We start from the raw sequence: 25,774 nt of genomic DNA on the forward strand, positions 1-25,774 counted from the left end.
CTTACTGAATTTGGGCAGATGCTTGCTGCCAAGCTGCCACGTGCAGCTGGGATACTTCTGGCGTCCAGTTGAAATCGATTCCCGCGTCAGGGAACTCCTTGGCCAGGACAGCCCCGAAGGAAACACGATCAGCACAATGGTCCTGCTTGCAGGCCTCGGGCGCGCCAGCGGCGTATACGCGGTAGGTAGGGATCGCACGACCATCCACCAGCGGCAGGTATGGGGTCATGTTCGCCGCCGGCATCACGTACCACTGATTTTCGAGTTCAGCATCAGCCTGCACTCGGCCTTTGTTCGGGAAATCGACCTCGTAGAAATCGCCGCTCTTGCCGGTAACGTGAATCATCATCGGTAGCACGGACTTCGAAGTGCCCGGATCTTGGAGGGCGATCGGAGCTGGGAACGTGACTTTGATTCCGGCCATCTGTGCCAGAGCTTCAGTCTCCCGACCTTCAAACTCCTTCATCCCTGATTTGAGCTGCTCGTACCGCTCCAGCACGCGTGTATGCAATTCGGCCATTTGCTGCTGCAGCCGACGCGCCTCTCTCAGGCGGTTCTCTTCGCGACGCAGTGCGTAATTGGTGGCCTGCCGGGGATCAAAGAAGAACTCTCCGCGGTTTTCGCCCATCCGACCGCGAACAGTATTGTCCTTGGTCTCAGAGGCGTAACCCTCTGGGTAAAGCGCTTCCATGTTTTTCGCGAAGAACAGGTTCGACACACCGACAGTGGTCGGCGACGTTACCTTCAGCAACTGGTAGACCTCGACGACTGCGCGCTTCAACTCGACCGGGTCAAGTGCAAAGGACTCGTCAGAAGTAATGACCACGTAGTACGGATCGCTGGAGAACGGCGTCAGTACGCGGTAATTCGGACGCTCGAATGCGATATAAACCTTCATGCCTCGAGCAAGGATTTCACCAACCTGGAACAGCGCCTGATCGGCCTTGCTGCTCAGGAAGGACAACGCCTTACCTTTCACAGCCGGGGCAATTGCCTGGCTGAACATGAGACCGCTCGGGTGCACCGTGGTTTTATTCCACGTATCGCCACGGTAAGTATTTGGCACCGCCCAACGCAGTTTGTCGTATGTACCCTCGGCATAGCCAGACGCGGCGCATGGCATTACAGGCGCGGCAGCAAAGGACAAGCCTGCCTCATCCTCGACCGCAGACTTACTCATGAACCATTTGCAGCCGCTTGCATCGGTAATCCCGACCACACTCTGGTTGGTCAGCACCAGCGAACGGCCGAAATCGCCAGTTGGTACCGCAGCAATAACAGCCTCTGGTGCTGCTGGGGCCGCAGGCTTCGGCGCTTCTACCACTGGCTCAACTGGCTCAACTGGAGCGGGAGCGACAGCTGTAGGTGCCGCTGGGGCTTCGACAACGGGAACTTGAGCCACCGGTGCCGGCGCAGTTACTTGTGGGACCGGCACAGCAGCCGATACAGGCTCCGCTGGGGCAATTGCTGCCGGGGCAGCGGAGACAGCAGCAACCGCCGGTGCCGGTGGCTCGACTTTGGAGACTGGCGCAGGCGCGGCGTCAACTGGGGTGACCGGCGGTGATGAAACGGGCACCTGAGCAACCGGTGTTGCCGATGCTGCTGGAGGAGAGGCAAGGGTTGCAAGACCCAGGTTGGTTGCGTTACCAGATCCGGTAGCGAATACCGCACCCTTGGCGTTGACTGCTTTCCACGTAACCTTCGCCATCGGGCATTCTTGGCCGAGGATGTAGGGCAGCTTCGACAGAAGTGTGTTCAGGGGCTTCTGGTCATCCCACGTAGGACGCTGCATGGTGATGGTCACTTCTGGTTTGCACCAGGTGCTTGCTTCACCCTCAACGTTCACCTGGATCTGTTCTGTTTTGGAGTAGGCGAGCTGGTGTGCCCAAGCTTGCGGCGCGAGGCCGCAAGCACCCACTACAACGAGAGCGAGTGCGCGGTTTTTCATGGAGATCCTTAGATGAGTTCCCAGGTGCCGTTGGCTTGTTTGCAGAAGGTGTTTTTCTCCTGCTCGGTGTTACCGTCAGCAGCTTTCAGGCTCACGGTCACCGGGCGGCAAGATGTTTCTGCAGCCACCTGCTGAGTCGGCAGCGACGGGATCGCGTCCAAGTCGAAGGCCTTCGTTTCTTTGTCAGCCGAGACGTTCATCTCGTCCAGATTGGCGGCGGGCTTCACACTCTTCGCGACCGCGACAGACTTAGGCTCGACCAAGTCTTTGTGCACGTAGCCGACGGTCACACCTTTGCGGCCGACAAGAATCCAGTCGCCGGTCGAACCAACGGCAGTGAACTCGGTACCCGGTTTCAAACCACCCACTTTGTCGGCGGCTTTTTCAGGCGCAGCGCGGACGTTGGAACTGCTCTTGGTCACATACTGCTCATTGATGAGCTTCATCGACGGAACGGCGACAATCTTTGGAGCACGTTTCACTTCTACCGTTTTGGTTTGGGTGAATTCCTGCCCCTGAACGATCTGAGCGGTTGCACCCGAGTGAGCGGAAGACCAGGTCACTGGCTCAATGGAAGCGGTTGGCGAAGCGTTCAGAGCGTCTTGTGTGCGCTGTGCCAAGGCCTGCCGATCTTGCTCATCGAGCTTAGCGCCGATTTTGTTGCCGATGTAACCGCCTAGGGCACTGCCGACTAGGGTGGCCACGATACGACCGTTGCCTTTGCCAATGAACTGCCCGACGACCGCGCCGGCGACGACACCCATAACTGTGCCAGCTTGCTGCTTGTTGATACCCAACTCAGCACAGCCCGAACTTGCGGCAATGGCCAGCGCCAGCACTGAAACGAGAAACTTTTTACGCACGGTGACTCTCCCTTTGTGTAGGTTCACTCTGCTTTCAGCAGAGGCCTTGTGATGTTGTAAAGCATTGCTTCTGAGGACATGGCCCAGTGGAAAACAGAGGCAAGGACAACTGGTTGCTTACCGGAACTTCTGAACGCATCCCAGTACCCGGGGCTGTCTACAATCGCGTTGCCGACTACCAGAGGAACTAAAACGATCGAGGCTATGGCGACAGGTCGAACGAAGCGAATTCGGCCTGGAAGGCGTCGCCACGCTTCAACACCGGAAATGATCAGGACCACCAAACTGATGGCGCCGAAGAAAAGTCCGCTTAAAAGTGAAAAGGGGATGAACCACATGTTCTTCAGAACATTCAGGCCCTCCGCGCCGTGGATATCGGTGTGAGCGACGTCATCGGCCATGTTGTCGGCAATGCCAGGCAGATAGGTTTGGAATTGCTCCCGGGTCGCCAGCAAGTTCATGCCTCGCACGTAGAGAGGGCCCAGCGCGCTCTTCGCCATGTGACGAACCTCGGTGGTGTTGGCCAGCGCCTCGCGGCTTCTTACACCGGGATTGATTGAACGCGCGTACTCGTCAATGCTCGGTTGGTAACCCAACTCCGCACCGGCACCAGGCCACTTGATTGGTCGCCATTCGTTCCCCGGAATGCCACCAGCGCGAAACCCTTCGTACTTGGCGTACGCCCTGCTGATGACATCAATGGAAGGCACAACCGTTTCTTGAAGGCGCTCATAAAGAGCATCGCCATTACGGGCGGTATATCCGCGAAACACTGCGGCTGCAAAACCCTGGAAGTTCTTGTCGATGCGTTCAACGTACGAACCTTGAACGCTCATCAGAACACCAAGATTGGCGATGAAGGCTTTGCCCTCCCCGTGTTCCTTATAGTCCTTGTAGGGGATTTTCGGGATCGTCAGGGAGTCGTAGAGAAGTCCCTTTTTCGTGACGTAGGCGTAGAGGCTGCTAACCCGTAGCGAACCTGGAAATTTTTCTGCAATCCAGTCCGGGGCAGCGCCCTGAAACCACCACGTCACAGGTGTGACAACGAGAGTTGAAATCGCGAGGCTGAGCCACAGCACCTTCCCCTTACCTCGATAACGCCGGTAGCAAATCCGCCAGACCAGCAGACACATACTGGTCGCTGCCAGGACCTGGCTGTACGCCTCAAGGACTTCAAGTTTTCTGAGGGGGATGTCAGCGCCCGCGTAATTCAATAATTCCGCGTTGAACAGCAAGCTGCAGAGCAAATAAAGGGCGTTCAAAACCACAAGCGCGATTAGCATCCAACTTGTCCTTGTCAGAATTTCGCCAAGCCCTGGATGATGAGGGAGAGCGGGAATAGATGTAGCATATTGCCATCTCACTGGAAGCGGCACCACTCAAAATGGCCCGTCGAATTCCGTAGCAGAGCGGCGTAGCCTGATTCGTTCGTTACCTACGACCAGAACTTAACGTGAGTCAAAGGACTTTCAATGGCGGGTGAAACACACACTCCAAAGCATTCCAAATGCCGGTACCGGCCGGTCGCGAGATGGCTATCGAGGTCTGTTACGCGGAGGCGATTGGTTGTCACGGCTACGCGTTGATCAGCCGTTAAACTGCATTGATGCGGTACCGTCCAAAAAGGGGATCATTCCATGGACGGATCACGCACTTACTCAACGAAAGCGCAGTGCGCGAACAGCGTGCTGCCAAAAACCCATGGAATAGGCGACCTCAATTGAATCAAACACTCAAACCAGGCGAGAACACTACAATCACCGCTACCCAAGGACGGGTGGTAGTCAGTCATTCGACCGGAGCTGGCCTGGACGTAAATCTGACTGCGTTTCTTGTCACCGAAACCGGCAAGGTGGTAGACGATAGCGGCATGGTCTTCTTCAATGCCCCGGAGCATGCTTCAGGCGCGGCGGCGTTTGCCGAGCCTGTAGTAAAAGATGGCACTGTCAGCCACAGCATCAGTTTCGATTCAACTCGCCTCCCACCCAACATCACGAAAATCGCAATCACCCTGACTCAAGATGGCAGCGCCGGCGGCTTCGAGGCAGTCAAGGATCTTCGATCTGTTGTTATTGCAGGTGATCAAACTCTCGAACTGGCACCTGAGTCCTTCTCTCAGGAGACTGGCATCATCGTGCTTGAGTTGTACGTTCGAAATGGCCAACTGAAGGCTCGCTCTGTATGGCAGGGATTCGCTTCAGGCCTTGCCGGTCTTTGCAGTTTTTACGGCATCGAGGTTGAAGACGAAGCACCATCTGCGCCCGCTGCTACACCGACGCCGGCGCCCAAACCCGTCAACATCGCCAAGACCGTTGTTACCCTGGACAAGCCAGGCAGCAGCCATAAGGTGTCCCTAGAAAAAGGGCCGTCGGCTCCAAAAGCGATCCGGGTCAGTGCTACATGGGTTGATAACGGGGACGGCTGTGACAATGACGACCTTGACCTGCGAATCGGAATTCTTCGGCCTGATGGCCGGATGTCCATCATCCAGGCTCCAGACAAGCGCGGCAAATTTGATGCTGACCCCTTCGTTTTTCACACCGGTGACGTGGTCAGCGCCAGCGCTTCCGCCCCGGGCATAGAGACAGTCGAGATCAACCCTGCGATCTCTCAACTCATGGGTGGGAAAGTTGCTCTCGTCTGCAGCGTTTACTCAGCAGTGGACAATGGTGCTGTGTCAGTGGCATCTCTGAAACCAAAGATGCGGATGGAGTACGGTGACCAAGTTGTAGAGTGCGCCTTTGAATTCAAGAGTGGCGGCTTCTTCAGTTCAATGGTCTACACCTATGTGATCGGGCAGATTGAGATAGACCAAGATCATATTCTCCTAAGCCCCTCCGGAGTCACTTCCAAAACTGGCAGTGAAGCCACCCCCTGGCTCACTCGGAAGGGTGAAAAGGTTGAGCTCACAATGGACGGCCCACACGTCTTCAAAGGGCACCCCATCGAAAGAAGTGGCAAAAAACAGTACGTCTGAGGCGTGGGACGTGCATCAGGCATAGTCCGATTTAAGACTACTCTGGTTATCCCGCGCCGGTTCTGCCGGCCGCGGGATTACCAGTCAGCCTAAAGCCACCCGCCCATAGGTACTGCCTCGACCCTTGTGATAGGTCGGGCTGCTTCCTCACTGGCCGTTCTTTACTTGCAGGATCGACATCCGTCGTTAGGTTCTTATCAGGATGGCGCGGAACCGCCGACCGGATATACCGAGGCGGTGCCAGCTAACTCCATCTCGTCATCAGGCTCCATTTTCGTCACAAGGAACAATGCATGCAGATTACCCAAGGCCAGCGCATGCCGCTGGCCAACATCCTTCATGGGCACTCCCTCACTCTGTCCGTCGGCATTGCAAGCTCTAACGTAGTCGACTTTGTCTGCTTCGGTGTTGATGCTCAAGGCAAGCTATCAGACGACCGCTACATGGTTTTCTTCAACCAACCGGTCACGCCGTGCAACAGCGTGAAGCTGGCCAAAGGTGGAGAGTTTGAAATCAACCTGGCGGGCCTACCATCCTCCATCGACCGCCTCGTGTTTACAGCCTCCATCGACGGTTCCGGGGTAATGAGCGAGATCCGGGGAAGCAACTTCCGGATCATCAGCCCGGCCGGAGAGACAGTCGCCAGATGCGATTTCTCTGGCCACACGTTTTCAACCGAAAAAGCCGTAATGGTCACTGAGCTTTATCGTAAAGGTGGTGAGTGGCGGCTTGCCTCGAACCTGCAGGGCTATGCAGAAGGACTGGACGCGCTTGTGAGGCATTTCGGCGGTGAAGTTGCTGAAGAGGTCGCCTCGGCACCCGCGCCTTCCAAAATCTCACTGGAGAAGCGAGTTGGTGCCGTTGCACCACAGTTGATCAGCTTGGCCAAGAAGGCACAGGTCAGCCTCGAAAAAGCCAATCTGATTGGAACAAAGGCGCGAGTTGTGCTGGTTCTAGACGTGACCGACTCCATGAGGAATCAGTACAAGACTGGCCGAGTACAGGAAGTCCTCAATCGACTTGTACCAATCGCCGTGGCCCTTGATACAGATGCCGAACTTGAATGCTGGTCGTTTGCGGAGAGACCGCTGCGGCTCTCACCTGTGACGCTAACCAACTACCAAAACTTTATCGATACCGACAGCAGCGGCTGGACGAAGTGGGACGTCGGTCGTCGTTACAACGATGAGCCGAAAGCGATTCAAAAGGTGATCGAATCCTTTCAGGCGTCAGGTGACAAAACGCCTATGTTCGTAGTGTTCATCAGTGACGGTGGCGTGTCCGAAAACCGCAAGATCACACAACTTATGGTTGATGCCGCAAAGCTGGGGATTTTCTGGCAGTTCGTTGGGCTTGCAGGCCGGAATTACGGCATTCTTGAAAAGCTCGACACCATGCAGGGCCGAGTCGTGGACAACTGCGGATTCTTCGCTTTGGATGACCTGCACGACATGACTGAAGAGCAGCTGTACGACCGGCTGATGCAGGAATTTCGTAACCGTCCGGTCAGCACCCACTCCTGACCGTTCTCCAAATTAGCCAAGATAGTGGACACCATTTTTTAGTGGACACTATCTTGGATATAGCTCCCGCTCGTCGCTCCGGTCGCCGCCCGAACTTCCCATCCGCATTTAAGCGCAAAGTCGTCGAAGCCTCATATCAACCCGGCGCCTCAGTGTCGATGATCGCTCGCGAGCACGACGTCAATGCCAACATGGTCTTTCGCTGGCGGCAGCAATACCAGGACGGAGCATTCGGCCCGGTCAGCCAGAGCGCAACGTTCTTGCCAGTCGAGGTGATCAAAGCACCTGTCGACTTGCCATCAGCAGCGCCGCTGCCGCAAGAATCCCATTCCGAGATCCTTTTAGAAGTAGGAAAAGCCAAGCTACGCATCACCGGCACGCCTGACCCGCAGACCTTGCACCTCACCTTGCAGCAGTTGCTGCGATGATTGCCCCTCCCGCAGGAACCCGTATCTGGATCGCCGCCGGCGTCACCGACATGCGCCGTGGCTTCGACGGATTGGCAGCATTGGTACAAACACAGCTAAAAGCCGATCCCTTCTCCGGCCAGATCTTTGCCTTTCGCGGACGACGCGGTGATCGGATCAAGTTGCTGTGGTGGGACGGCGACGGTTTGTGCCTGTTCTGCAAACGCCTGGAACAAGGCCGTTTTCTTTGGCCGCAAGCGAACAGCGGCAGCGTGTCGCTGACGGCGGCGCAGTTGTCGATGCTGTTGGAGGGCATTGATTGGCGCAGGCCAATTCGTACATCACCCGTCCTCGCGGTCTGACTTTACGCGCTGAAAATTCTTAGTAATATTCGGCCATGACTCACATGACCGACTCCTTGCCCAATGATCTTTATACCTTAAAGGCGCTCGTCTCTGCCCAGCGGGCAGAGATTGAGCGCCTGAAAATGATGATCGCCAAGTTGCGGCGCACGCAGTTCGGTCGCAGTTCCGAGCAACTGGACGCGATGATCGACCAACTCCAGTTGAGCCTTGAAGAGCTGGAGGTCAGACAGGCCGAAGTGATGCCAATCACTGAGCCAGCACCTCGTACAGTTTCCCGCCGTAAACCATTGCCTGAACATCTCCCCCGCGAAATCCATGTCCATCAGCCCGAGTCGCAATGCTCCGGTTGTGGTGGGGCGCTTCGTCAGTTGGGGGAGGATGTGTCTGAGGTGCTGGAGTACGTTCCGGCACGTTTCAAGGTGATTCGCCATGTTCGTCCCAAGCTGGTTTGCCGCTGCTGCGAGCACATCGCCCAAGTACCTGCGCCGAGCCGCCCGATAGCCCGGGGCCTGGCAGGCCCTGGGCTACTGGCTCATGTATTGGTCTCCAAATTCGTTGACCATCTTCCTTTGTATCGACAGTCCGAGATCTACGCCCGCGAGGGCGTGGATCTGGAGCGCTCGACCTTGGCCGACTGGGTCGGCCAGAGCAGCCAGTTGCTCAGGCCGCTGATCAACGCCCTCAAGAGCCACGTGATGAGTGGTCATAAAGTCCACGCTGACGACACGCCGATTGGCGCACTTGCGCCGGGCACCGGCAAAACAAAAACGGCACGCCTGTGGACGTATGTGCGCGATGACCGACCCGCCGGCTACACGACGCCGGCGGCGGTATGGTTTGCTTACTCGCCGGATCGCAAGGGGCTACATCCCCGTGCTCATCTCAAAAACTTCAGCGGGATCTTGCAGGCCGACGGCTACGCCGGTTTTGCTCAGTTGTATAGCTCGGGTGGTGTTCAAGAAGCTGCCTGCTGGGCTCACGCCCGGCGTAAGTTTTACGACGTTTATAAAGACCAGGCCTCACCACTTGCCGCCGAAGTGCTGCAACGAATCGCGGTCTTATATGCCATCGAAAGCGAGATTCGAGGCCAACCACCCGACCTGCGAAAAGCCGCTCGGCAAAGCCGGGCTAGCCCACTGCTGGAACAGATGCACGCGTGGCTTAACCAGACGCTGACTCAGCTGTCGAAAAAATCGGCATTAGGCGGTGCGATTTTCTATGCCCTCAACCGGTGGCAGGCCTTGGTGTGCTACTGCGATGACGGCCGGATCGAAATCGATAATAACGCTGCTGAGCGAGCGCTACGTGCCGTTGCTTTGGGTCGCAAAAATTATCTGTTCGTGGGTTCCGATGCCGGTGGAGAGCGAGCCGCTGCAATTTACAGCCTGGTAGGCTCGGCCAAACTGAACGACCTGAACCCGCAAGCCTATTTGACCCATGTGCTGGAGCGTATCGCCGACCACCCGATCAATCGGGTGGACGAACTACTGCCCTGGAACGTTTCTCTTAACCCTCTTGAATACTGCGAGGCTGCTTGATCCATGCCAAAAACATCTCATCTGTCCGTGGTTGAAACCGACCGTGTGCTGATACTGCACATGGAATTTAAATGGATAAAACCTTCGATCTGGCGCCGGGTGGCGGTGCCTGAAAGCATCACCTTGAGCAAGTTGCATCGCGTGATCCAGACCGTTTTTGGCTGGAGCGATACGCACCTGCACGAGTTTGAAATTGATGGTGAAAGTTATGGTGTGCCGGACGCGGAATGGGCCCGCCAGTGATTTCGGAGCAGCGCAAAAAGCTGATCAGCGTGTTGTACGGGAAGAAGACGTTTCGCTATGTCTATGACTTCGGCGACAACTGGGAGCTGCGAATTAAAGTCGAGAAAACGTTGCCCGCGATTATTTTCCCGCAAGTGCCGTGTTGCATCGAAGGAGCCAATGCTCGCCCGCCGGAGGACATCGGTGGCGCCCCAGGGTACGAAGATTTTCTGGCGGCGTTGGCGGATCCGAATCACCCTGAGCACGAGGCAATGTCGGAGTGGTATGGGGATGATGTGTTCGATCCGACGGCGTTTGATTGCGAGTGGGTCAATCAATGGTTGAAGCAGGCGAAGGTCTGATCAGCAAGAGGGTGTTGGGTGGGGATTCCATGCGCACTTGGACACCCAGTCCACGAACACTTGGACAGCGATTCCACGCTGACTTGGACACTCATTCCACGGCCACTTGGACACTGATTCCACGAGCACTTGGACAGTGATCTCTCACTGATCCGACCCAAGCTCAGGCAGGCAGCAACGCAGGATTATTCACTACCATCGACCTCTTTTCTCGAAGCGAAGAGGTCGTCGTGGAGCGTATATCCATGCGTAAAATCCGAGAGGTACTACGCCTAAAGTTCGACGCCGGCCTGTCCGTGCGCAAAATTGCTACCAGCCTGCGCATTAGCAGCGGCAGTGCCGGCAATTACCTGCACCGCTTCAACGCTTGCGGGCTGACTTGGCCCACGCAGTTGTCGGACGCCGAACTGGAGCGACGTCTATTCCCGCCAGCGCCGACAGTGCCCAGTGATCAACGTCCGATGCCGGACTGGGCATGGGTTCACGCCGAGTTGCGCCGCCCCGGCGTCACCCTGGCCCTGCTTTGGCAAGAGTATCGACTCGCCTATCCGCAAGGCTTCCAATACAGCTGGTTCTGCGAGCACTACCGCCTCTGGGCCGCGAAGATCGATGTGGTCATGCGCCAGGAACACCGTGCCGGCGAGAAGCTGTTCGTTGATTACGCCGGCCAGACCGTGCCAGTCATTGATCGGCGAACCGGCGAGATCCGCCAAACGCAGATCTTCGTCGCCGTCCTCGGCGCGTCCAGCTACACCTTCGCCGAGGCCACCTGGTCGCAGAAACTGCCCGACTGGCTGGGCTCGCACGGGCGCTGCTTCGCCTTTCTCGGCGGTACATCGCAGATCCTGGTACCGGACAATCTGCGCAGCGGCGTCACCAAGGCGCATCGCTACGAGCCGGATATCAACCCCAGTTACCGCGATCTCGCCGAGCATTACGGCGTAGCCGTGCTGCCCGCGCGTTCGCGTAAACCCAAGGACAAAGCCAAGGTTGAAGTCGGCGTTCAAGTGGTCGAGCGCTGGATCCTCGCAGCGCTGCGCAACCGTCAGTTCTTCTCGCTGGGCGAACTCAACACAGCCATCGCGCTGCTGCTGGATCGCCTCAATCAGAAGCCCTTCAAGAAGCTGCCCGGCTCACGCCGGTCAGCCTTCGATACCATCGACCAACCCGCTCTGCAACCACTGCCGGAGCACCCATACGTCTACGCCGAATGGAAAAAGGTGCGCGTACACATCGACTACCACGTCGAGGTCGATGGTCATTACTACTCGGTGCCGTACCAGCTGGTGAAACACCAACTCGAAGTGCGGTTAACCGCTAAGACCGTCGAGTGCTTCCACGCCAACCAGCGGGTGGCCAGCCATCTGCGCTCGCCGCACAAAGGCCGCCACACCACCCAAACCGAGCACATGCCCAAAAGTCACCGCGAACATGCCGAATGGACGCCGCAGCGACTGATCCACTGGGCAGAGCAGACCGGCCCGAATACGGCCGGCGTCATCGCCTACATCCTCGAACGCCGGATCCATCCGCAGCACGGCTTCCGCGCCTGCCTGGGCATCCTGCGCCTGAGCAAACAGCACGGCGAAGAGCGGCTGGAAGCCGCTTGCCAGCGAGCGCTGGCACTGGGCGCGTGCAGCTACAAAAGCCTGGAATCGATCCTGCGTCAAGGGCTGGAACGGCTGCCGCTGGCCCAGCAAAACCTGCCGTTACTGCCCGAAGAACACATCAACCTGCGTGGCCCTGGCTACTACCACTGACCTGAAAAAGGAGCACCAAAATGCTGCCTAACCCGACCCTCGACAAGCTACAAACCCTGCGACTGCACGGCATGATCAAGGCGCTTGGCGAACAACACGCAACGCCCGACATCAACGATCTCAGCTTCGACGAACGCCTCGGTCTGATGGTCGACCGCGAGCTGACCGAGCGTGAAGATGCCCGCCTGACGACTCGCCTCAAATCCGCACGACTGCGCCATAACGCCTGCCTGGAAGACATCGACTACCGCAGCCCCCGTGGCCTGGACAAGGCGCTGATCCTGCAACTGGGCAGCGGCCAGTGGCTGCGCGACGGCCTGAACCTGATCATCGGCGGCCCGACTGGCGTAGGCAAAACCTGGCTCGCCTGCGCGCTGGCCCACAAGGCCTGCCGGGACGGTTACAGCGTGCGTTATCTGCGCCTGCCGCGCTTGATGGAAGAACTAGGCCTGGCCCACGGCGACGGCCGCTTCGCGAAACTGATGGCGGGTTATGCCAAGACCGACTTGCTGATCCTGGACGACTGGGGCCTGGCGCCGTTTACCGCTGCGCAACGGCGCGACATGCTCGAACTGCTGGACGACCGTTACGGCAACCGCTCGACACTGGTGACCAGCCAAATGCCGGTGGACAAATGGCATGCACTGATCGGCGATCCGACCTTGGGCGACGCGATCCTCGACCGGCTGGTGCACAACGCTTATCGGATCGAACTGAAGGGCGAATCGATGCGCAGGCGCGCAACGAAATTGACGGCGACAGAGACTTCAGACTAACAATGCAAACCTGCGTCGCTGCGCTCCGACTGCCTGTCCAAGTGGACGTGGATCAGGTGTCCAAGTGAGCATGGAACGAGTGTCCAAATGATCGTGGGCTGAGTGTCCAAGTGTCGTGGAATCCGCAGGTGTTGGGCGTACGCTTACGGAATTTCCTCTGTGGATCAAGGAAGCTACAGCCAAAGGGATTGTTCGCTGACAACTTCAGATTTCCCGCGACGGCGCCAGACCGTCGCGGGATCTAAACATCAGCCCAGGACAGACATGTCCATCGGAGTCACCTCTACAAATCGCGCTGAACGGTCCAGCTTCACCACAGCCCCACAACCATTCAGGGTCGCCGCCGGGTCGATCGCATCCAGACGATTGAAGTCGATCCCATCCCACTGATCTCGGGTTACCAGGACAGAGAGCACGTAATGATCATCCACTACGCCAGTAGCTGGATTGTCGCGCTGGATGTAGCCAGACACGAGAATCTTCTGGATCGCCGGCAATAGTGCAAAAACTTCCCCCACCACTCGAAATAGAGACCCATAGCAGAGCGCGACGAAATCCCTGCGTACTTGGGCGTCCGACCGATTCTTGAACGTCAGCTTTCCGTTGCCACGAGCTTCGGCGGTACGCTGAGGAATATCGCCCTCATCAGGCAGATCCACATCGAGTGCCACACCCATCACGTCTTGCGTGAATTCATACTCAACCAGAGTCTCTTTTGGCCAGGCAATGCCGCTCAGGACGTAATCAAGAGCCTTCTCCATCTGCGCACTGAAACCCTTGGCCGCTAGCCGGAAAGCCTTCTCGATCTCTGTCCGTTCGAGCTCATGCGCGTCCCGCGTTTCCTGCCAGCTGGCCAGGTCCTGGCGATACTGCTCCTCTGCAGACTCGGCTTCGCGTTCGATCTTCGGGCCCCGCAGAAGCATTCTGTCCATCAAGCCAGGCGTTTGCTGTGTAGGTCTCTGTGGTTCATCGATTGCGAAAGGCGCTGGAATCACTGGCAGGGTGCCCGGCCGTGGCGTCAGCAGATGCACACCCAGGCAGGCATCAAGCTCTTGGTTGACCTTGTCCGCGGCTTTCTCCAGCAAATCCTGAATGGAGTCACCCATCTCCGTCTTAACCCGCTTGATGACGCCGGGCGGGAGTTCTATGTCGGCCATGTCGGTAATCAGCAAGGTGCCATCTTCAGAAACCTTGATTTTTACCTGTCCGGAATACTCGCTGCCGGCGGGCGCTGGCTGTGTGTTGCTTGATCTGCTGGGTCGATCGATCCGTTCCCGGTATGAAAGGCCAGTGCCGGGTATACCGGCATTCAGAAAGGTGCCATTGCGACCCATTGTCATGCTCAAGCCTCGAGGCCCAATGGAAGTACTCAAACCCTTACCGCTGATATTCAGGCGTACGCCTGGCACGATCGTTATCCGCTTGCTGAACCGAAACCCCATGACTGCTCCTTGATCCAGTATTCCTGGTTACTTCGTTTATTTTGGAAGATCCGCATCGACTGAGATATCACCGGACGCCGTGATCGGCGTCCAGTTAAATTCAAGCCACCCCGGTTTCTAGGCCCCCCCAAAGCTGTACGACTCAGGTGCGGCCGGCAATGTAATCGTCGATCGAGCTGAAATGGCGATTACGACACATCCACCCTGAGAGGAAAACAAAAACGGTAGTCGCGAGGACGGCCCAACCGCGACGACGCCGCGCTTCGCTTTTTGTTTTCGCCCCCCCGCAAAGCAGAAGCGCCATCATCAGGAAGTAGAAGGTCAGCAGTGTGAGCTTGGCAAACAATGAGAAAGGGAAAAACCAGATTCTGTTGGTACGGTACGTTTGAACAAGCACCTGCAGCGACATCAGGCCGCCCAATACACAGGCTGCGATGACAGAATAGTTGCGTGGAATCTCAAGCCAGGCGCTAGCCACGAAATAAGCTCCGATGCCCAAGATCGGGGTCAAACTGGTCCAGAGCGCGTCGGTGTAATCCTGGTAAATCGTAATGGTGCCGCGGCGGTGCAGATAAATGCAGACCAGCAGCATGATCGCCATTACAAACAGGCCGATCTTCAAATTCAGGATTGCTTGGTGATCGTCCGCGGCGCTGCGTGTGGCAACCGATTTTACTGGGGCCGACGCGGTAGTGGTGGTCTCGGCCACAGAAGTCCGAGACGCTGCCACTTGCTCAACACGCTTGATGTCAAAGTCAGCCTCAGGGTTTGCCTGTTGATGGCCCTTGGCAGAGAGTACATTCAGGCGCTCAGACATCGATGCGGTAAGGCAAGACGTGGTTTTACAGTTATCGCGCAACCGCAGCCAATCACGCTGTTCCTGACGTACCTGAGTTTTATCCTGCGCGCCATCGAGCGCACGGACGTACTGCGAATTCAGCTGCTCATCCAACCGACTGAGTTGTGAATCGGTGCAAATGGATTTTTCGGCAAAACTCGCTGCCTTGGTGCAGTCAAAACTCGTTGCGTAGGCTTGCAGTGAACACAGTGACAGCAGCAAAGCGACAACGCCTGATCCGTTCTTGAAGCGAGACATACTCAATTTTCCCTTTTATGTTTGTTCCAGCGCGGCCTAACCGATGTTTGGTGCCACTCGATCAGGCGATCGTCCTGCGGTGCAGTTTTACGTGTTCGGCGTCCGGATGAAGGTAGTGCCGTCCCACTTGTAGTTTTCCGTACTCTCAACAGTTGGGCAGCAATCAGCGTCCTCAGGCCCAACGGAAAGCACCTTGAGGCTGAGGATTTGGGAGTCGACCACCTGGATATTCTGGACGCCGTTGCCAACAACAGCTTTACCGCGATAGTCCCACCCTGCAGAGTTGCCTATGAACGCCGCCAATGTCTGGAAGTACCCATTGCCACCGCCCTGGCCTTCGATGGTGTAAAGCACCACAGCATCCTTGATGCCGTCGTTGTTCAAGTCTACAAAGATGACCTGACGACCATCCTTGTACTCATCCCCACCATCCTGGGCAATCTCATTAGCGATCATTCGATCTGCTGATGCATCAAGCTCGACGGGCACTGCCACCTTAGCTTGAACTGCCGGCTCCACTGGCTGACTTGCTGGCTGCGCTGCCGACGCACTCAAGGACACTGGTGCCGGGCTAGGTTGTTGTGGGACTTCCTTGCCCAACAAAATTGCAGCCGTCTCGGACATCGGTTCTACCGGTTTGGCGGGGGTGCCGCTAGCAAGCTGATTGCCAGCGCTGACCTTCCTAAGCACGGCGGCTCGCAGTTCTTGCATGTCCGAAATGTCGAAAAGTTGGTTACGTGTGTTCCTGAATGGTTGGCCCTCGCCAAGGACCCATCGGGCGAAAATTCCGGGGCGCTTCTTTTCTTGCTGCTCGATCAAACCGTCAATCACTTCGTTGGCGGCTTTGGAGAAACGTTCGAATCCCTCTTTGCCGACAGCACTCAGAAGCGTGTCCTTCTCCCGTTCGATGTTGCTGCGCGCGAGCTCGAGCATGATGATGTTGGTATCGACCAACTTGCTTTCACACTCGTTCGTATAGGTACCGAAGCAAGCCTCTCGATATTTTCGCACCGCATTGTTTGCCTGGAAGTCGTTGTAAGCTCCACAGCCTGCCAAGGACACCAAAACACCAACAGCCGCAACCCCACGAAACCTGCCCATCCAAATATCCTTTTCAGTGTTTCCAACTAGCGTAATAAAGTGGATCTTCCACCGCCGACACAAACCATCTCTGTGGTCATTCTGTAGGCAAGAAAAAGCCCCCAATCGCAGGGGGCTTTCTCAACTAGCTCGGGTTAGCCGATGTTCACGCCCATCGATTTAGCCAGAGGCGCCAGGCCGCCAGCAAAACCTTGGCCGATCGCTTTGAACTTGAACTCGTCGCCGTTGCGGTACAGCTCACCGAAGATCATTGCGGTTTCGGTCGAAGCGTCTTCGCTCAGGTCATAGCGAGCCAGCTCTTTACCGTCAGCTTTGTTCACTACACGGATGTAAGCGTTGGCAACCTGACCGAAGCTCTGCTTGCGTGCTTCTGCGTCGTGGATGGTCACAGCAAAAACCAGCTTCTTCACAGCGGCTGCCAGGCCGGTCAGCTTGACGTTGGCTTGTTCGTCATCACCAGCGCCTTCGCCAGACTGGTTGTCGCCCAGGTGTTCAACCGAACCGTCAGCCGATTTTTTGTTGTTGTAAAAAATGAAACTGGCGTCGTCGAGCACTTGGCCGCTTTCACCGAGGATGAAAATCGAAGCGTCGAGGTCGAATTTCGAGCCGTCAGTTACACGTGCGTCCCAGCCCAGACCTACGGTTACTTCAGTGAGGCCTGGAGCCTCTTTGGACAAGCTTACATTTCCGCCTTTCTGAAGGGATACGGCCATTTTTGATTCCTTTTAGTGGGGTAAGTTAGGCCTACAAATCGAGACCTGAACACATAAAACTGTTTTAAATCAATAGATTAGAAGTTCATGCCGTAGTTGTTTGCCAGTGCACGCAGACCGCCAGCGTAGCCCTGACCCACAGCGCGGAATTTCCACTCGCCGTTGTTGCGATACAGCTCGGCGAACACCATCGCCGTTTCAGTCGAAGCATCTTCAGCCAGGTCGTAGCGAACAACTTCGGCGCTGGTCACATCGTTAAGGATGCGAATGAAGGAACCGCCGACTTGACCAAAGCTCTGCTTGCGGACTTCTGCGTCATGGATAGTAACGATGAAGACAATTTTGTCGACGTCGACCGGGATGCGGCTCAGGTCTACCTTGATAACTTCATCGTCGCCATCGCCCGCACCGGTGCGGTTGTCGCCAGTGTGCTCAACCGATCCGTCAACGCTTTTCAGTTGGTTGTAGAAAATGAAGTCGGCTTCGCTGCGTACTTTACCGTTTGCACCCAGCAATAGCGCACTGGCGTCCAGGTCGAACTCCGCGCCATCAGTTGCTCGTGGGTCCCAGCCCAGGCCAACCAAAATTTTGGTCAGGCTCGGGTCGGTTTTGGTCAAACTGAGATTTCCGCCTTTCTGAAGTGTCAAAGCCATGGGTACTTCTCCTTGTAGTGAGGGCTGTTAATCAGTTGCTTTCGGGTTGAGCTTCTTCCTTGCCTGGGAAGACAAGGCTTGCAACTACACCGATCGCCAATACAACCATAACGATCAGCAAGCTGGTGTTCGCGTCGATGGTGTAGCCGTGGTGGAACATATGGTCGGTCGCATTCAAGCCAAGCTTAATGGCGATGAAGAAAAGCAATGCGACAACCGATTTTTCCAGGTGTACCAGGTAGCGTTTCAGCGCTTCGAGCACGAAGTACATGGTACGCAGACCCAGGATGGCAAACAGCATGGCCGAGTAAACGATCAGGGGCTCGCGACTAACAGCGATCACCGCAGGAACCGAGTCAAAAGCGAACAGTACGTCGGACACTTCAGCAACCACAAGGCACAGGAACAGTGGGGTGGCGAAAATTGTCCCTTTTGCTGCCAGGGTCATGCCTTTGTTTTCAGGCTTCTGAAGCTCAACCTGCAGCTGCTTACGGCTCACGAAGAAGTTGTGACCGTGCAGCTTTGGCCACACAGGGAACAGCTTCTGAGCGAAGCGGTAGGCTATGTGCTTGGAATAGTCCTCCTCCTCTTCGTCATCCCCGCCGGCTCGCAGCATCATAACTGCTGTCCAAGCAACGATCACCGCGAACACGATTTCGACCCAAGGACCGAAAGCCAGCAGGCCGGTACCAATGGCAACGAAAATGCCACGGAACACGATCGCGCCGATGATGCCCCAGTACAGAACGCGGTGGCGCATGCCATCCGGTACTTTGAACCAGGCGAAGATGGCCATGAACACGAACAGGTTGTCGACGCTCAGGACTTTTTCCAGTGCGTAGCCAGTTACGAACAGACTGGCAACTTCCGGGCCGTGCTGTACATACAGGAAACCAGCGAACGCTAACGAGATCGCGATCCAGAAAATCGACCAGATCGAGGCCTTCGCCAATGAAATTGGCTTGTCACCGCGGTGAGTGACCATGTCGAGGAGCAGCGCACCGAGCGCGATCCCAACGAATACCGCCATGGTCAGCGGGGGAAAACCGATGTGAGTATCCAAAGTACCGCTCCTTAGAGTTCGAAGTCAGCTGGGTTCAGGCCCAGCTCAAGGCAGACCAAGCGGCAGGCCGCTTTTTCTTGGGCGTCAAAGTCGCCGTCAGACGCACCGATGGCGCAACCAACGCGCACCAGGAGTCGGGCAGCGCCGGCATCGTTCTTGATCTTGCCGATGACCTTCAGTGCTTCGGCTTGGCCGAGTTGAAAGTCGAACTCGAATTTTTCGCAATGCGCGTTGAACGCCTTGATCACATCGCCCATGTCGAACACTTTCAACTCTGGCGAATTTTTGATGAAGCCGGTCATCTTCTGTTTTTCTTCAGAAGAGATACCGCCAGAAGCTGCCGAGATGAGTGCGCAGTTGGCTGTCATGGCATCGAGAAACTTCTGATTTTTAAACTTCGACACTTCGTTAGTCAGTGATTCACGCGCAGCAGCAGCGTTTTGTTTAAGCCATGCAAACATGTTGTGTTCCCCCAAGGGCGGGGCCGTATGACCCCGCCATAATTACTATTTAGAACCGGCTCGCCAGTTCATGCCCCAGCCGTATGCCTTATCCATTACCGAATGGCCACGGTGGAAATCCACACGCCGAGAGACCTTAACGGCGCCGTTCACATTTTCAAGCATCGCAATGGCACACATTCCATCGCGACCGCCCTCTTCATTGAGACGCACCTCAATGTCCGGCTGGCCAGGGATATAGATGGTCACAACACCATCTGTTTCTCGCCAGTTCGGTGCACCTTCGTAGATGAAGGCGAAGATCAAAATACGGCGCACTTCGCTCCATTTGGCCCCGTTGATGTGCAGCCACTCGCCACCGGCCACAGAACCGGTACGATCGTCGCCCATCAGCTGGATGAATGGTTCACTTGTAAGGCTGCCGAACGATCTTCCGAGGGCTTGAACAACGCCCTTCTCGCCGTCCTGCAACTCGTACAGGCAACCAACGTCCAAATCGATGGACTGGCTGCGCTTGAAGAAGCCCCCAGTGCTGCCTTTGTTCCAGTTCAAGTTCACCTTGATTTCGCCGAACCCGGCTGCCGTCTTCTCAAGACTGATCGACGATCGTGTTTTATCGAGGGTGACCTTGCTTAGGCTGATTGTGGACTTCGGCGCTGCCGGTGCTGCTGGCGGCGGCGGTGTTGGTACCACAGGCGCGGGAGCTGGAGCGGCGGCAGGGGCTGCCACTTCAACACCAAAATGCTTGGCCAGAGGCTCCAAGCCACCATTGAAGCCTTGGGCAACACAGCGGAACTTCCACTCACCGTTGCGGCGATAAAACTCGCCGAGGATGAGTGCTGTTTCCTTCATTCCGCTGGTGGGGATCGGAGCTTCAATACCACCCGACACCACAACAGAGAGTTGCGATACGCGGTCAAAGCTGGCCTTGTTCTCGTAAATTGTGGCGGTCAACGCCACTTTCTCGACCGCAGCCTCTAGGCGACTCAGATCCAGTGTGAACATGGCGCGTCCGGCTGACGAATCAGTCAACTGAACAGCTCCGCCCAGGATCTGAGGCTGGCCATAAAAGCACATGTCGCCGTCGCCACGGACTTTTGCCGTTGCGCTCAATGCAAAAGCCGAGACATCGATATCGGCCCCTGGGATTGGCGAATAATTGACATCAACGCGAAGCTGGCCGCTGGCAACCGGCGCATTACCACCAGGTACAAGAGTCGCCATTAGCGCAGCGCCTGAACGGCCAGAGTGATCAAGTCGTCAGCAGTGCGACCATTGGTGGTGGTGCCGATCGCCTTGAATTCCCAGTCGTTGTTCTGGCGAGTCAGACTTGCCATGACGATGCCGGTGTGGCCACCCTTTTCCGAAAGGTTGAAGCGCGCCAGCTCGGAATTGTTGCCAGCATTCACGATACGGCAGTAGGCCTTTTCAACTTTCTCGAAGGACTGTCCCGTGAAAGCGTTTACGGTGAAGACCAGGTACTTCACGGACGCTGGAAGACGCTGCAGGTCAACGTGGATGGTTTCGTCATCGCCATCGCCGTCGCCGGTACGGTTGTCGCCGGAGTGCTTGATCGAACCGTCCTGGGACTTCAGTTGACGGAACCAGACCAGATCGATTTTTTGGAAATCGCTGTTCAGCAGGATGCAAGAAGCGTCGAGGTCGATGTCGGAACCGCCACCCAACATCTTGCCGAGGAACCCGGCTTTAACTGGGTCCCAACCCAAACCGAGGCTGATGCTGGACAGCGAACTGCCGGCGGTTTTTTCCAGGGAGATGGATTGCTGTTTTTGCAGAGAAAGTGCCATGGTTACGCTCCTTGTTGGTCATCAGTGTTCGTGTGGCGATCAGGGTTGACCGTCACTTGCGGCTTGGCGTGTGCGACGTCGCTCACGCCAGGATTCCCGCTTTTACCAACCTGCAAACGTCCTCGACGCCATGCAGGGTGAAAATGTCGCCAGTGTGCTTCTTGCGCCGCAGCTAGCAATTCGTGGTCGCCGCGGGTATCGCCCCAGGCCTTGAGCCTGTATTGGCTCAGTGGTCCATAAACAGCCTCAAGCCTGAGTACTTTGTTCTCGCATCTGCAGTTATTGCCCGTTATGCGCCCGGTCAACTGACCCTCTACAACCTCAAGCTCGGTGCCGATCAACTTGATGCCAAGTCGATCCGCGAACGGTTGCAGCACCAAGGCTGGTGAAGCGGAGCAGAGGGTAACCACTGCACCCGCTTGAACCTCGGCGGCGACGGATGTTAACCCTGAAGGACGCATGAGCTGTTCCCAAAACAACCCGCAGAATTTCACGGCGTGCTCCTGGACCCAGCTCGCTTCAACACCCGTCAGGAACGTGCTGATCAACTGCGCTTTGAGTTCATCACGGTTCAATCGTCGAGTCAGGTAACGAACGCTCGGCAGTGCTAGCCGCAACAGGCGTCGATTAAATTCCCGGGTACCGAACGCAAACCTGAGGAAAGGAACGAAGCTATCGTGCCGGGTCAGCGTGCCGTCGAAGTCAAAAACCGACAGCACCTGTTTTCCCAGCTCGCCAGCGTCGCCAATCCCCAGTGTCATCGGGTCGCCTCTGCCAAACGGATGGTCGCCTCTACAGGACCAGCTTCCGCGTGGCGAACCCCATGCCACTTCGCACGCTCAAGGATGTTGATAGCCCACTTGAAGTGAGTCGCGGGCTCACACATCGCATCGTTGTGTTTGAACACGGCTGGAGCCACATCACTAGCAATCATCTTGGCACTGTTGAGGTCCTCCAGGCTCACGCGCAACGTGTCCTGAATCGTGCTGATCTGCGACGGATGAATAGCCGTCTTGCCGACAAGGCCATGGGCGATATCCAGTTCCAGTTCTTCCTTCAGCAGATGCGGAGTTGCAAGCTGCTCAAAAACTGGAGCGGTCAGAGCAAATCCTTGCGACCCCATTACGCCGGCCAACATTGGGATCACGTACCCCATTGGTGTGCTGTAGAGAGTCGTTGCAGGATTTCGGCGCAGACCAAGACTGCCCATCAAATCATTGCCACCAATGCGCAGCGCGATGATCCGCTGGTTCAGGTTGGCCTTCAGCGCCTGGCCCAGCTCGACCATTGCACCTGGGTTGAACACATCCGTTGTTTCCAACGTCGGCATGAGGTACAGCGCCGGGTTAGTCACGGCCTGCTCCCATTTGCCAAGGTTGCGCAGTGTCAGCTTTGGCACGACGAAGCCATCAACGTGATCCATCAGAGGCCATTCGTTAAGCACGGCGGCCATAACCGAATCTCGGGGACGAACGAACAGCAGTGGCCCATCAGCCGGCCTGCCACCGCGCTCACTGATCGCGGTCAACAGGCCATGCAAATTGCGCAAAGCAGTGTCAACATCGATTTCGGCGACGGCATCCTCCAGGCAAACAACCAAAGAGCGCAGTTCGGAGAGCTTGGTCCCGAAAACAACATCGAGTAGATCTGCGCGGGTGGCCGGCATGTAGAGCGTGGCACCAAGTGCATATGGAGAAAGAATCTTCATCAGCGCACACTCCGAATGATGGTCACGGCCCGGTACGGCCCCAATGCCTCACCGACTTCTTCGACGGATACGCCAGCACCCTCTGTGAGGTGCATGAGCAACTGAACATCGCTATCACTGCGGCTGCGTACCAACACATGATCAGGGACGCGGCGCAGTACAGCTCGGGTTGCTTCAGCGATGCCTGGCTTGACCCGATTGAGATTGGTGATGCTGAAGCGATTGGCCAACGATTCCACAACGTGGCGGGCCGCACCTTGAAGTTCAAACTGTTGGCTGTCGGTCCAAGGAGTTGCTTTAGGGACTGTGCCCAACGCCTTCCGTTCAGCTTCGATCCGCTCGATGAACTCGCGGGTGACATCGTGATCCCTGAGGTGGTCATAAACCACACAGCCGTGCATACCACCGTCAGCGGGCCAAATAGAGCGCGAAACCAGGCCAGACACCGTCGCACCCAAGATGCCGGATGGAATAACCCAATCCTCCGCTGACGCGGAAAGCCAGGCTCGGCCGCAAGGGTCGGCCAACACTACAAGGCGCGGATCTTGAGGGAAGCGGGCGTCGCCGTTGAGGCTGCGCTGAATCTCGCCCGAGATAGCGCCCTTGCCGGTCCAGCCGTCAACGAAGACGATGTTCTCAGCCCCGTGGGTTTGGATGATCGCCTCAAGTGCCGTCTTGTCGATTCCGCGGTCGCGAACGATGCTAATACCGTAATGGTGAGCATCTCGCCCCATCTCGATCAGAGCGCGACGTAGCAACACACCAAGTGGCAGGCCAGCCCGGACGAACGACACTAGTACAATTGAGGGGCCGGTGCACTCTTCGCTCAGCGCCAACGCCAGGGACTGAACATCCATGGCCATGCGGGTACCGTTCTGCACAAGGGCGCGTTCGTACAGCGCTTTGTGCACATCAGTCGGCGCACTCTCCAGACTGATCATTTCGGAGTAGTGCTTCTGCTTCGTCTGAATCAGTCGCTCCTTCTCCACAACATCCGTCGTTTCCATCTGGACAGCCTGCAGCAGAAACTGAACATCGTCCTGCGCGTAGCTGCCGCTTCCGACAGTTACCAGACCCGCAATGGCTTTAGTCATGGACTTTTCCCCCAACCAGCTTGGCCAATTGGCTGCGCGCAGGGGTGGCCCACATGTGGCACTCGTCCATGAAGCCTAAATCGGTAATGCTGTCACCGAAGCCCAGGACCGGGCGTTCGCCGTTCGCTGCACGATCGCGGCGCAACAACTCCTGAACAGCCACCTGTTTCGACAGGCCAATCGGCAAAAAGGCGAGGTTGTTACTGTTCGCGTGGACGTGCATCCCTTCCAGCAACCCTCGGGCCTGGACTTCGGCCAGGACGGTTTGTAAGACGCCGTCGTCGGTTTCGTTGTGCTTGGTCACCACGTAATGACGCAGGCCTTCTTCCTCAACAACCCACCCGCGCAACGAAATGCCTAACTCCTTGCCGATGGCGAGGGTCGCTTCACTGAGATCTGGCAGGCGAGCTTGATAGTCCGCCAGCACATCGCTCATGCGTGCTTGCCATTCCTGGTCAAGCTTCCCATCAGCACCGAGTATCACGCCGCCATGGGAACAGACAGCACCGAGTTTGAAAGGCAGTTGAACGCGACTGAACGCTTCAACGCTACGCGCTGTAACCGGAACAACATCTGTCGAGGACAGCAGCCATGACACCAGGGCGAGTTGCACCGGGCTCATATACCCATTCGGCTGCCCTTCAACATCCAGTGTCGCGGGAAAGCGCGGCGTACCCTCGGTCATCTTCCGGGCTGTTTGGAACAGTGTGTCGTCGAGGTCGACCAAAGCGAGGGGGCGATTATTGACCATCGACAATTACCTCCGCGTTCAGGGTCGCAATCAGATCGGCAGAGACAGCCTGAGCAGGGGTTTCCGAGCAGATCAGGACACGATCAAACTGGCTAGGACGGACGTTATAGAGGAAGTTGGGAATGCCCAGTCCGTAGTTGTCCGCGAAGGACAATGCGTGCTCGATGGAATGACCAAGCGCAATCGGCGAGCGGCTGGTAGAACTGAAATGAACTTCAGCGCCAGCACGTTCCAGGCGTTCGGCTAGCAGGAACGGCCGCCAAACGAACTCACTGGTACCCACCACCAGCACGCGTTCGCCGGCCTTGATCTGCAGATCTGGAGCCAAAGTGTCGGCTACAGCGCGTACACCGTGGCGACCCCAATCGCTGTCGGTCGGCACCGGCCACTCACCCGCCTCGATGGTACCCACGGCCGGCATTTCTGGTAGCGGTGCGTCAGCGTCTTCATGGAAGCTGTACGAACCCTGCAACAGAGACACCTGGTGTGCTGTATCACCGATGGTTTTACGCACAGCGTCGCCTGACCAATCCGTAAGCACGCAAGTGACAACGCGCTCAATCTGGTTCAGGCCTGCATCGACCAACGCACGGTGCAGATTGATGAAAGTTTTGCCTGTGGAGGCTTCGTCATCGACCAGCACCAGAGAGCGGGCGTTCAACATCATTTCCAGAACATCGCGATCGATGGGCCTGTGAAAAATATGAGAGCTCGCATGGCTGTGCTCCTCTTCGAAGCGGGCGAACACCTCGTTGCCCGTCGGGTGACGCGTGCTGACCATATACACGGTGTCAGGTCGGGTGGCGCTGTAGGCGCGATGAACGCCGGCACCGAGGCCTACGGCAGTTTCAGCCATGCCGATGACCAATACAGGGCCTGGGAGATCGTCAGGGATCTGCGACGCGAGACTTTGGAAGCTCGAGTTCATGATCGATGGACGCACAGGGATATGTCGTCCCAGTACTTTGGACACGAACAGAAACGCACGCTTGGGATTTCGGCGCTCAGCAAAACCAAACAATGAGTATGGGTCGATTACTGAACCGTCGACGGTGACATCAAGTCGCCCGCGCATCAGTTGCGCGCTTAGCGTTTGTGTAACTGCGTTACTTTCCATGAACAAATTCCTAGATTGGCGTGAGG

At 56.7% G+C, this 25,774-nt stretch carries 24 protein-coding genes and 1 pseudogene; 8 read left to right on the top strand and 17 right to left on the bottom strand.

Going from position 1 to position 25,774, the window contains the following annotated elements; genetic code table 11:
* Position 1 precedes the first annotated feature (1 nt).
* The 3 genes from ACA058_RS24160 to ACA058_RS24170 are packed head-to-tail and all read right to left on the bottom strand — an operon-like array spanning position 2 to position 4,094.
* A complete protein-coding gene (locus ACA058_RS24160; protein WP_497636223.1) occupies positions 2-1,948 on the bottom strand; it encodes a hypothetical protein in 1,947 nt (648 codons plus the stop codon).
* 8 nt (positions 1,949-1,956) lie between these two features.
* Positions 1,957-2,811, bottom strand: coding sequence for an SH3 domain-containing protein (locus tag ACA058_RS24165; protein WP_497636224.1), 855 nt, complete (start codon positions 2,809-2,811; stop codon positions 1,957-1,959).
* 23 nt (positions 2,812-2,834) lie between these two features.
* Positions 2,835-4,094 (bottom strand): hypothetical protein, encoded by a 1,260-nt coding sequence (locus ACA058_RS24170; protein ID WP_497636225.1) that lies wholly within the window; start codon positions 4,092-4,094, stop codon positions 2,835-2,837.
* A gap of 389 nt (positions 4,095-4,483) precedes the next feature.
* On the opposite strand from ACA058_RS24170, the gene ACA058_RS24175 reads away from it, so the two are divergent.
* The 8 genes and pseudogenes from ACA058_RS24175 (at position 4,484) to istB (ending at position 12,741) form a co-directional block, all read left to right on the top strand.
* Complete coding sequence (locus ACA058_RS24175) at positions 4,484-5,788, top strand: TerD family protein (protein ID WP_497636226.1); 1,305 nt, start codon at positions 4,484-4,486, stop codon at positions 5,786-5,788.
* Between the two features lie 293 nt (positions 5,789-6,081).
* Positions 6,082-7,311, top strand: a complete 1,230-nt coding sequence (locus ACA058_RS24180) for a vWA domain-containing protein (protein WP_497636227.1) — start codon at positions 6,082-6,084, stop codon at positions 7,309-7,311.
* Between the two features lie 41 nt (positions 7,312-7,352).
* Positions 7,353-7,739 (top strand): IS66-like element accessory protein TnpA, encoded by a 387-nt coding sequence (gene tnpA, locus ACA058_RS24185; protein WP_497636228.1) that lies wholly within the window; start codon positions 7,353-7,355, stop codon positions 7,737-7,739.
* Positions 7,736-8,080, top strand: a complete 345-nt coding sequence (gene tnpB, locus ACA058_RS24190; protein WP_497636229.1) for an IS66 family insertion sequence element accessory protein TnpB — start codon at positions 7,736-7,738, stop codon at positions 8,078-8,080. The genes tnpA and tnpB overlap by 4 nt, the downstream gene beginning before the upstream one ends.
* Positions 8,081-8,115: 35 nt before the next feature.
* Positions 8,116-9,621, top strand: a complete 1,506-nt coding sequence (tnpC, locus tag ACA058_RS24195; protein ID WP_497636230.1) for an IS66 family transposase — start codon at positions 8,116-8,118, stop codon at positions 9,619-9,621.
* A 3-nt stretch (positions 9,622-9,624) separates the two neighbouring features.
* A pseudogene (locus tag ACA058_RS24200) lies at positions 9,625-10,205 on the top strand (plasmid pRiA4b ORF-3 family protein).
* A 245-nt stretch (positions 10,206-10,450) separates the two neighbouring features.
* Positions 10,451-11,965, top strand: a complete 1,515-nt coding sequence (istA, locus tag ACA058_RS24205) for an IS21 family transposase (RefSeq protein ID WP_497636231.1) — start codon at positions 10,451-10,453, stop codon at positions 11,963-11,965.
* A 20-nt stretch (positions 11,966-11,985) separates the two neighbouring features.
* Positions 11,986-12,741: an IS21-like element ISPsy14 family helper ATPase IstB gene (istB, locus tag ACA058_RS24210; RefSeq protein WP_497636232.1), complete on the top strand. Its 756-nt coding sequence runs from the start codon at positions 11,986-11,988 to the stop codon at positions 12,739-12,741.
* Between the two features lie 248 nt (positions 12,742-12,989).
* Here the strand turns inward: istB and ACA058_RS24215 are convergent, their stop codons facing one another.
* The 14 genes from ACA058_RS24215 to ACA058_RS24280 all read right to left on the bottom strand — a co-directional run bounded on the left by ACA058_RS24215 (position 12,990) and on the right by ACA058_RS24280 (position 25,748).
* The gene (locus tag ACA058_RS24215; protein WP_497636233.1) at positions 12,990-14,183 is read right to left on the bottom strand and encodes a DUF4236 domain-containing protein; all 1,194 of its coding nucleotides are present in this window, start codon (positions 14,181-14,183) and stop codon (positions 12,990-12,992) included.
* 142 nt (positions 14,184-14,325) lie between these two features.
* The gene (locus tag ACA058_RS24220; RefSeq protein ID WP_497636234.1) at positions 14,326-15,279 is read right to left on the bottom strand and encodes a lysozyme inhibitor LprI family protein; all 954 of its coding nucleotides are present in this window, start codon (positions 15,277-15,279) and stop codon (positions 14,326-14,328) included.
* A gap of 87 nt (positions 15,280-15,366) precedes the next feature.
* The gene (locus ACA058_RS24225; RefSeq protein WP_497636235.1) at positions 15,367-16,380 is read right to left on the bottom strand and encodes a hypothetical protein; all 1,014 of its coding nucleotides are present in this window, start codon (positions 16,378-16,380) and stop codon (positions 15,367-15,369) included.
* Between the two features lie 134 nt (positions 16,381-16,514).
* Positions 16,515-17,093, bottom strand: coding sequence for a TerD family protein (locus ACA058_RS24230; RefSeq protein WP_033896483.1), 579 nt, complete (start codon positions 17,091-17,093; stop codon positions 16,515-16,517).
* A 77-nt stretch (positions 17,094-17,170) separates the two neighbouring features.
* Positions 17,171-17,746 (bottom strand): TerD family protein, encoded by a 576-nt coding sequence (locus ACA058_RS24235; protein ID WP_497636236.1) that lies wholly within the window; start codon positions 17,744-17,746, stop codon positions 17,171-17,173.
* A gap of 31 nt (positions 17,747-17,777) precedes the next feature.
* Positions 17,778-18,776, bottom strand: a complete 999-nt coding sequence (locus ACA058_RS24240) for a TerC/Alx family metal homeostasis membrane protein (protein WP_497639991.1) — start codon at positions 18,774-18,776, stop codon at positions 17,778-17,780.
* Between the two features lie 44 nt (positions 18,777-18,820).
* Positions 18,821-19,270: a tellurite resistance TerB family protein gene (locus ACA058_RS24245; protein WP_497636237.1), complete on the bottom strand. Its 450-nt coding sequence runs from the start codon at positions 19,268-19,270 to the stop codon at positions 18,821-18,823.
* 45 nt (positions 19,271-19,315) lie between these two features.
* Positions 19,316-20,494 (bottom strand): TerD family protein, encoded by a 1,179-nt coding sequence (locus ACA058_RS24250; RefSeq protein WP_497636238.1) that lies wholly within the window; start codon positions 20,492-20,494, stop codon positions 19,316-19,318.
* Positions 20,494-21,078 (bottom strand): TerD family protein, encoded by a 585-nt coding sequence (locus ACA058_RS24255; protein WP_497636239.1) that lies wholly within the window; start codon positions 21,076-21,078, stop codon positions 20,494-20,496. Before ACA058_RS24255 ends, ACA058_RS24250 begins: the two co-directional genes overlap by 1 nt.
* A gap of 2 nt (positions 21,079-21,080) precedes the next feature.
* Positions 21,081-21,839 (bottom strand): HAD family hydrolase, encoded by a 759-nt coding sequence (locus ACA058_RS24260; protein ID WP_497636240.1) that lies wholly within the window; start codon positions 21,837-21,839, stop codon positions 21,081-21,083.
* On the bottom strand, positions 21,836-22,786 hold the full coding sequence (locus ACA058_RS24265) for an HpcH/HpaI aldolase/citrate lyase family protein (RefSeq protein WP_497636241.1): 951 nt from the start codon (positions 22,784-22,786) through the stop codon (positions 21,836-21,838). Before ACA058_RS24265 ends, ACA058_RS24260 begins: the two co-directional genes overlap by 4 nt.
* Positions 22,786-23,880: a cysteine protease StiP domain-containing protein gene (locus ACA058_RS24270; protein ID WP_497636242.1), complete on the bottom strand. Its 1,095-nt coding sequence runs from the start codon at positions 23,878-23,880 to the stop codon at positions 22,786-22,788. Before ACA058_RS24270 ends, ACA058_RS24265 begins: the two co-directional genes overlap by 1 nt.
* Entirely contained in the window at positions 23,873-24,631 is a 759-nt protein-coding gene (locus ACA058_RS24275) for an HAD family hydrolase (RefSeq protein ID WP_497636243.1), read from the bottom strand. The genes ACA058_RS24270 and ACA058_RS24275 overlap by 8 nt, the downstream gene beginning before the upstream one ends.
* Positions 24,621-25,748: a phosphoribosyltransferase domain-containing protein gene (locus ACA058_RS24280; RefSeq protein ID WP_497636244.1), complete on the bottom strand. Its 1,128-nt coding sequence runs from the start codon at positions 25,746-25,748 to the stop codon at positions 24,621-24,623. Before ACA058_RS24280 ends, ACA058_RS24275 begins: the two co-directional genes overlap by 11 nt.
* Positions 25,749-25,774 lie beyond the last annotated feature (26 nt).

It is taken from the genome of Pseudomonas sp. LBUM1649 (genome assembly GCF_059716155.1).

Coding starts and splice junctions, on each gene's coding strand:
- ACA058_RS24220 (WP_497636234.1), bottom strand. CDS start 15,279: ATGTCTCGCTTCAAGAACGGATCAGGCGTTGTCGCTTTGCTGCTGTCA.
- istB (WP_497636232.1), top strand. CDS start 11,986: ATGCTGCCTAACCCGACCCTCGACAAGCTACAAACCCTGCGACTGCAC.
- ACA058_RS24265 (WP_497636241.1), bottom strand. CDS start 22,786: ATGAAGATTCTTTCTCCATATGCACTTGGTGCCACGCTCTACATGCCG.
- ACA058_RS24225 (WP_497636235.1), bottom strand. CDS start 16,380: ATGGGCAGGTTTCGTGGGGTTGCGGCTGTTGGTGTTTTGGTGTCCTTG.
- ACA058_RS24240 (WP_497639991.1), bottom strand. CDS start 18,776: ATGGCGGTATTCGTTGGGATCGCGCTCGGTGCGCTGCTCCTCGACATG.
- ACA058_RS24280 (WP_497636244.1), bottom strand. CDS start 25,748: ATGGAAAGTAACGCAGTTACACAAACGCTAAGCGCGCAACTGATGCGC.
- ACA058_RS24275 (WP_497636243.1), bottom strand. CDS start 24,631: ATGGTCAATAATCGCCCCCTCGCTTTGGTCGACCTCGACGACACACTG.
- ACA058_RS24270 (WP_497636242.1), bottom strand. CDS start 23,880: ATGACTAAAGCCATTGCGGGTCTGGTAACTGTCGGAAGCGGCAGCTAC.
- ACA058_RS24245 (WP_497636237.1), bottom strand. CDS start 19,270: ATGTTTGCATGGCTTAAACAAAACGCTGCTGCTGCGCGTGAATCACTG.
- istA (WP_497636231.1), top strand. CDS start 10,451: ATGCGTAAAATCCGAGAGGTACTACGCCTAAAGTTCGACGCCGGCCTG.
- ACA058_RS24250 (WP_497636238.1), bottom strand. CDS start 20,494: ATGGCGACTCTTGTACCTGGTGGTAATGCGCCGGTTGCCAGCGGCCAG.
- ACA058_RS24170 (WP_497636225.1), bottom strand. CDS start 4,094: ATGCTAATCGCGCTTGTGGTTTTGAACGCCCTTTATTTGCTCTGCAGC.
- ACA058_RS24215 (WP_497636233.1), bottom strand. CDS start 14,183: ATGGGGTTTCGGTTCAGCAAGCGGATAACGATCGTGCCAGGCGTACGC.
- ACA058_RS24260 (WP_497636240.1), bottom strand. CDS start 21,839: ATGACACTGGGGATTGGCGACGCTGGCGAGCTGGGAAAACAGGTGCTG.
- tnpB (WP_497636229.1), top strand. CDS start 7,736: ATGATTGCCCCTCCCGCAGGAACCCGTATCTGGATCGCCGCCGGCGTC.
- ACA058_RS24235 (WP_497636236.1), bottom strand. CDS start 17,746: ATGGCTTTGACACTTCAGAAAGGCGGAAATCTCAGTTTGACCAAAACC.
- ACA058_RS24160 (WP_497636223.1), bottom strand. CDS start 1,948: ATGAAAAACCGCGCACTCGCTCTCGTTGTAGTGGGTGCTTGCGGCCTC.
- ACA058_RS24230 (WP_033896483.1), bottom strand. CDS start 17,093: ATGGCCGTATCCCTTCAGAAAGGCGGAAATGTAAGCTTGTCCAAAGAG.
- ACA058_RS24255 (WP_497636239.1), bottom strand. CDS start 21,078: ATGGCACTTTCTCTGCAAAAACAGCAATCCATCTCCCTGGAAAAAACC.
- ACA058_RS24180 (WP_497636227.1), top strand. CDS start 6,082: ATGCAGATTACCCAAGGCCAGCGCATGCCGCTGGCCAACATCCTTCAT.
- tnpC (WP_497636230.1), top strand. CDS start 8,116: ATGACTCACATGACCGACTCCTTGCCCAATGATCTTTATACCTTAAAG.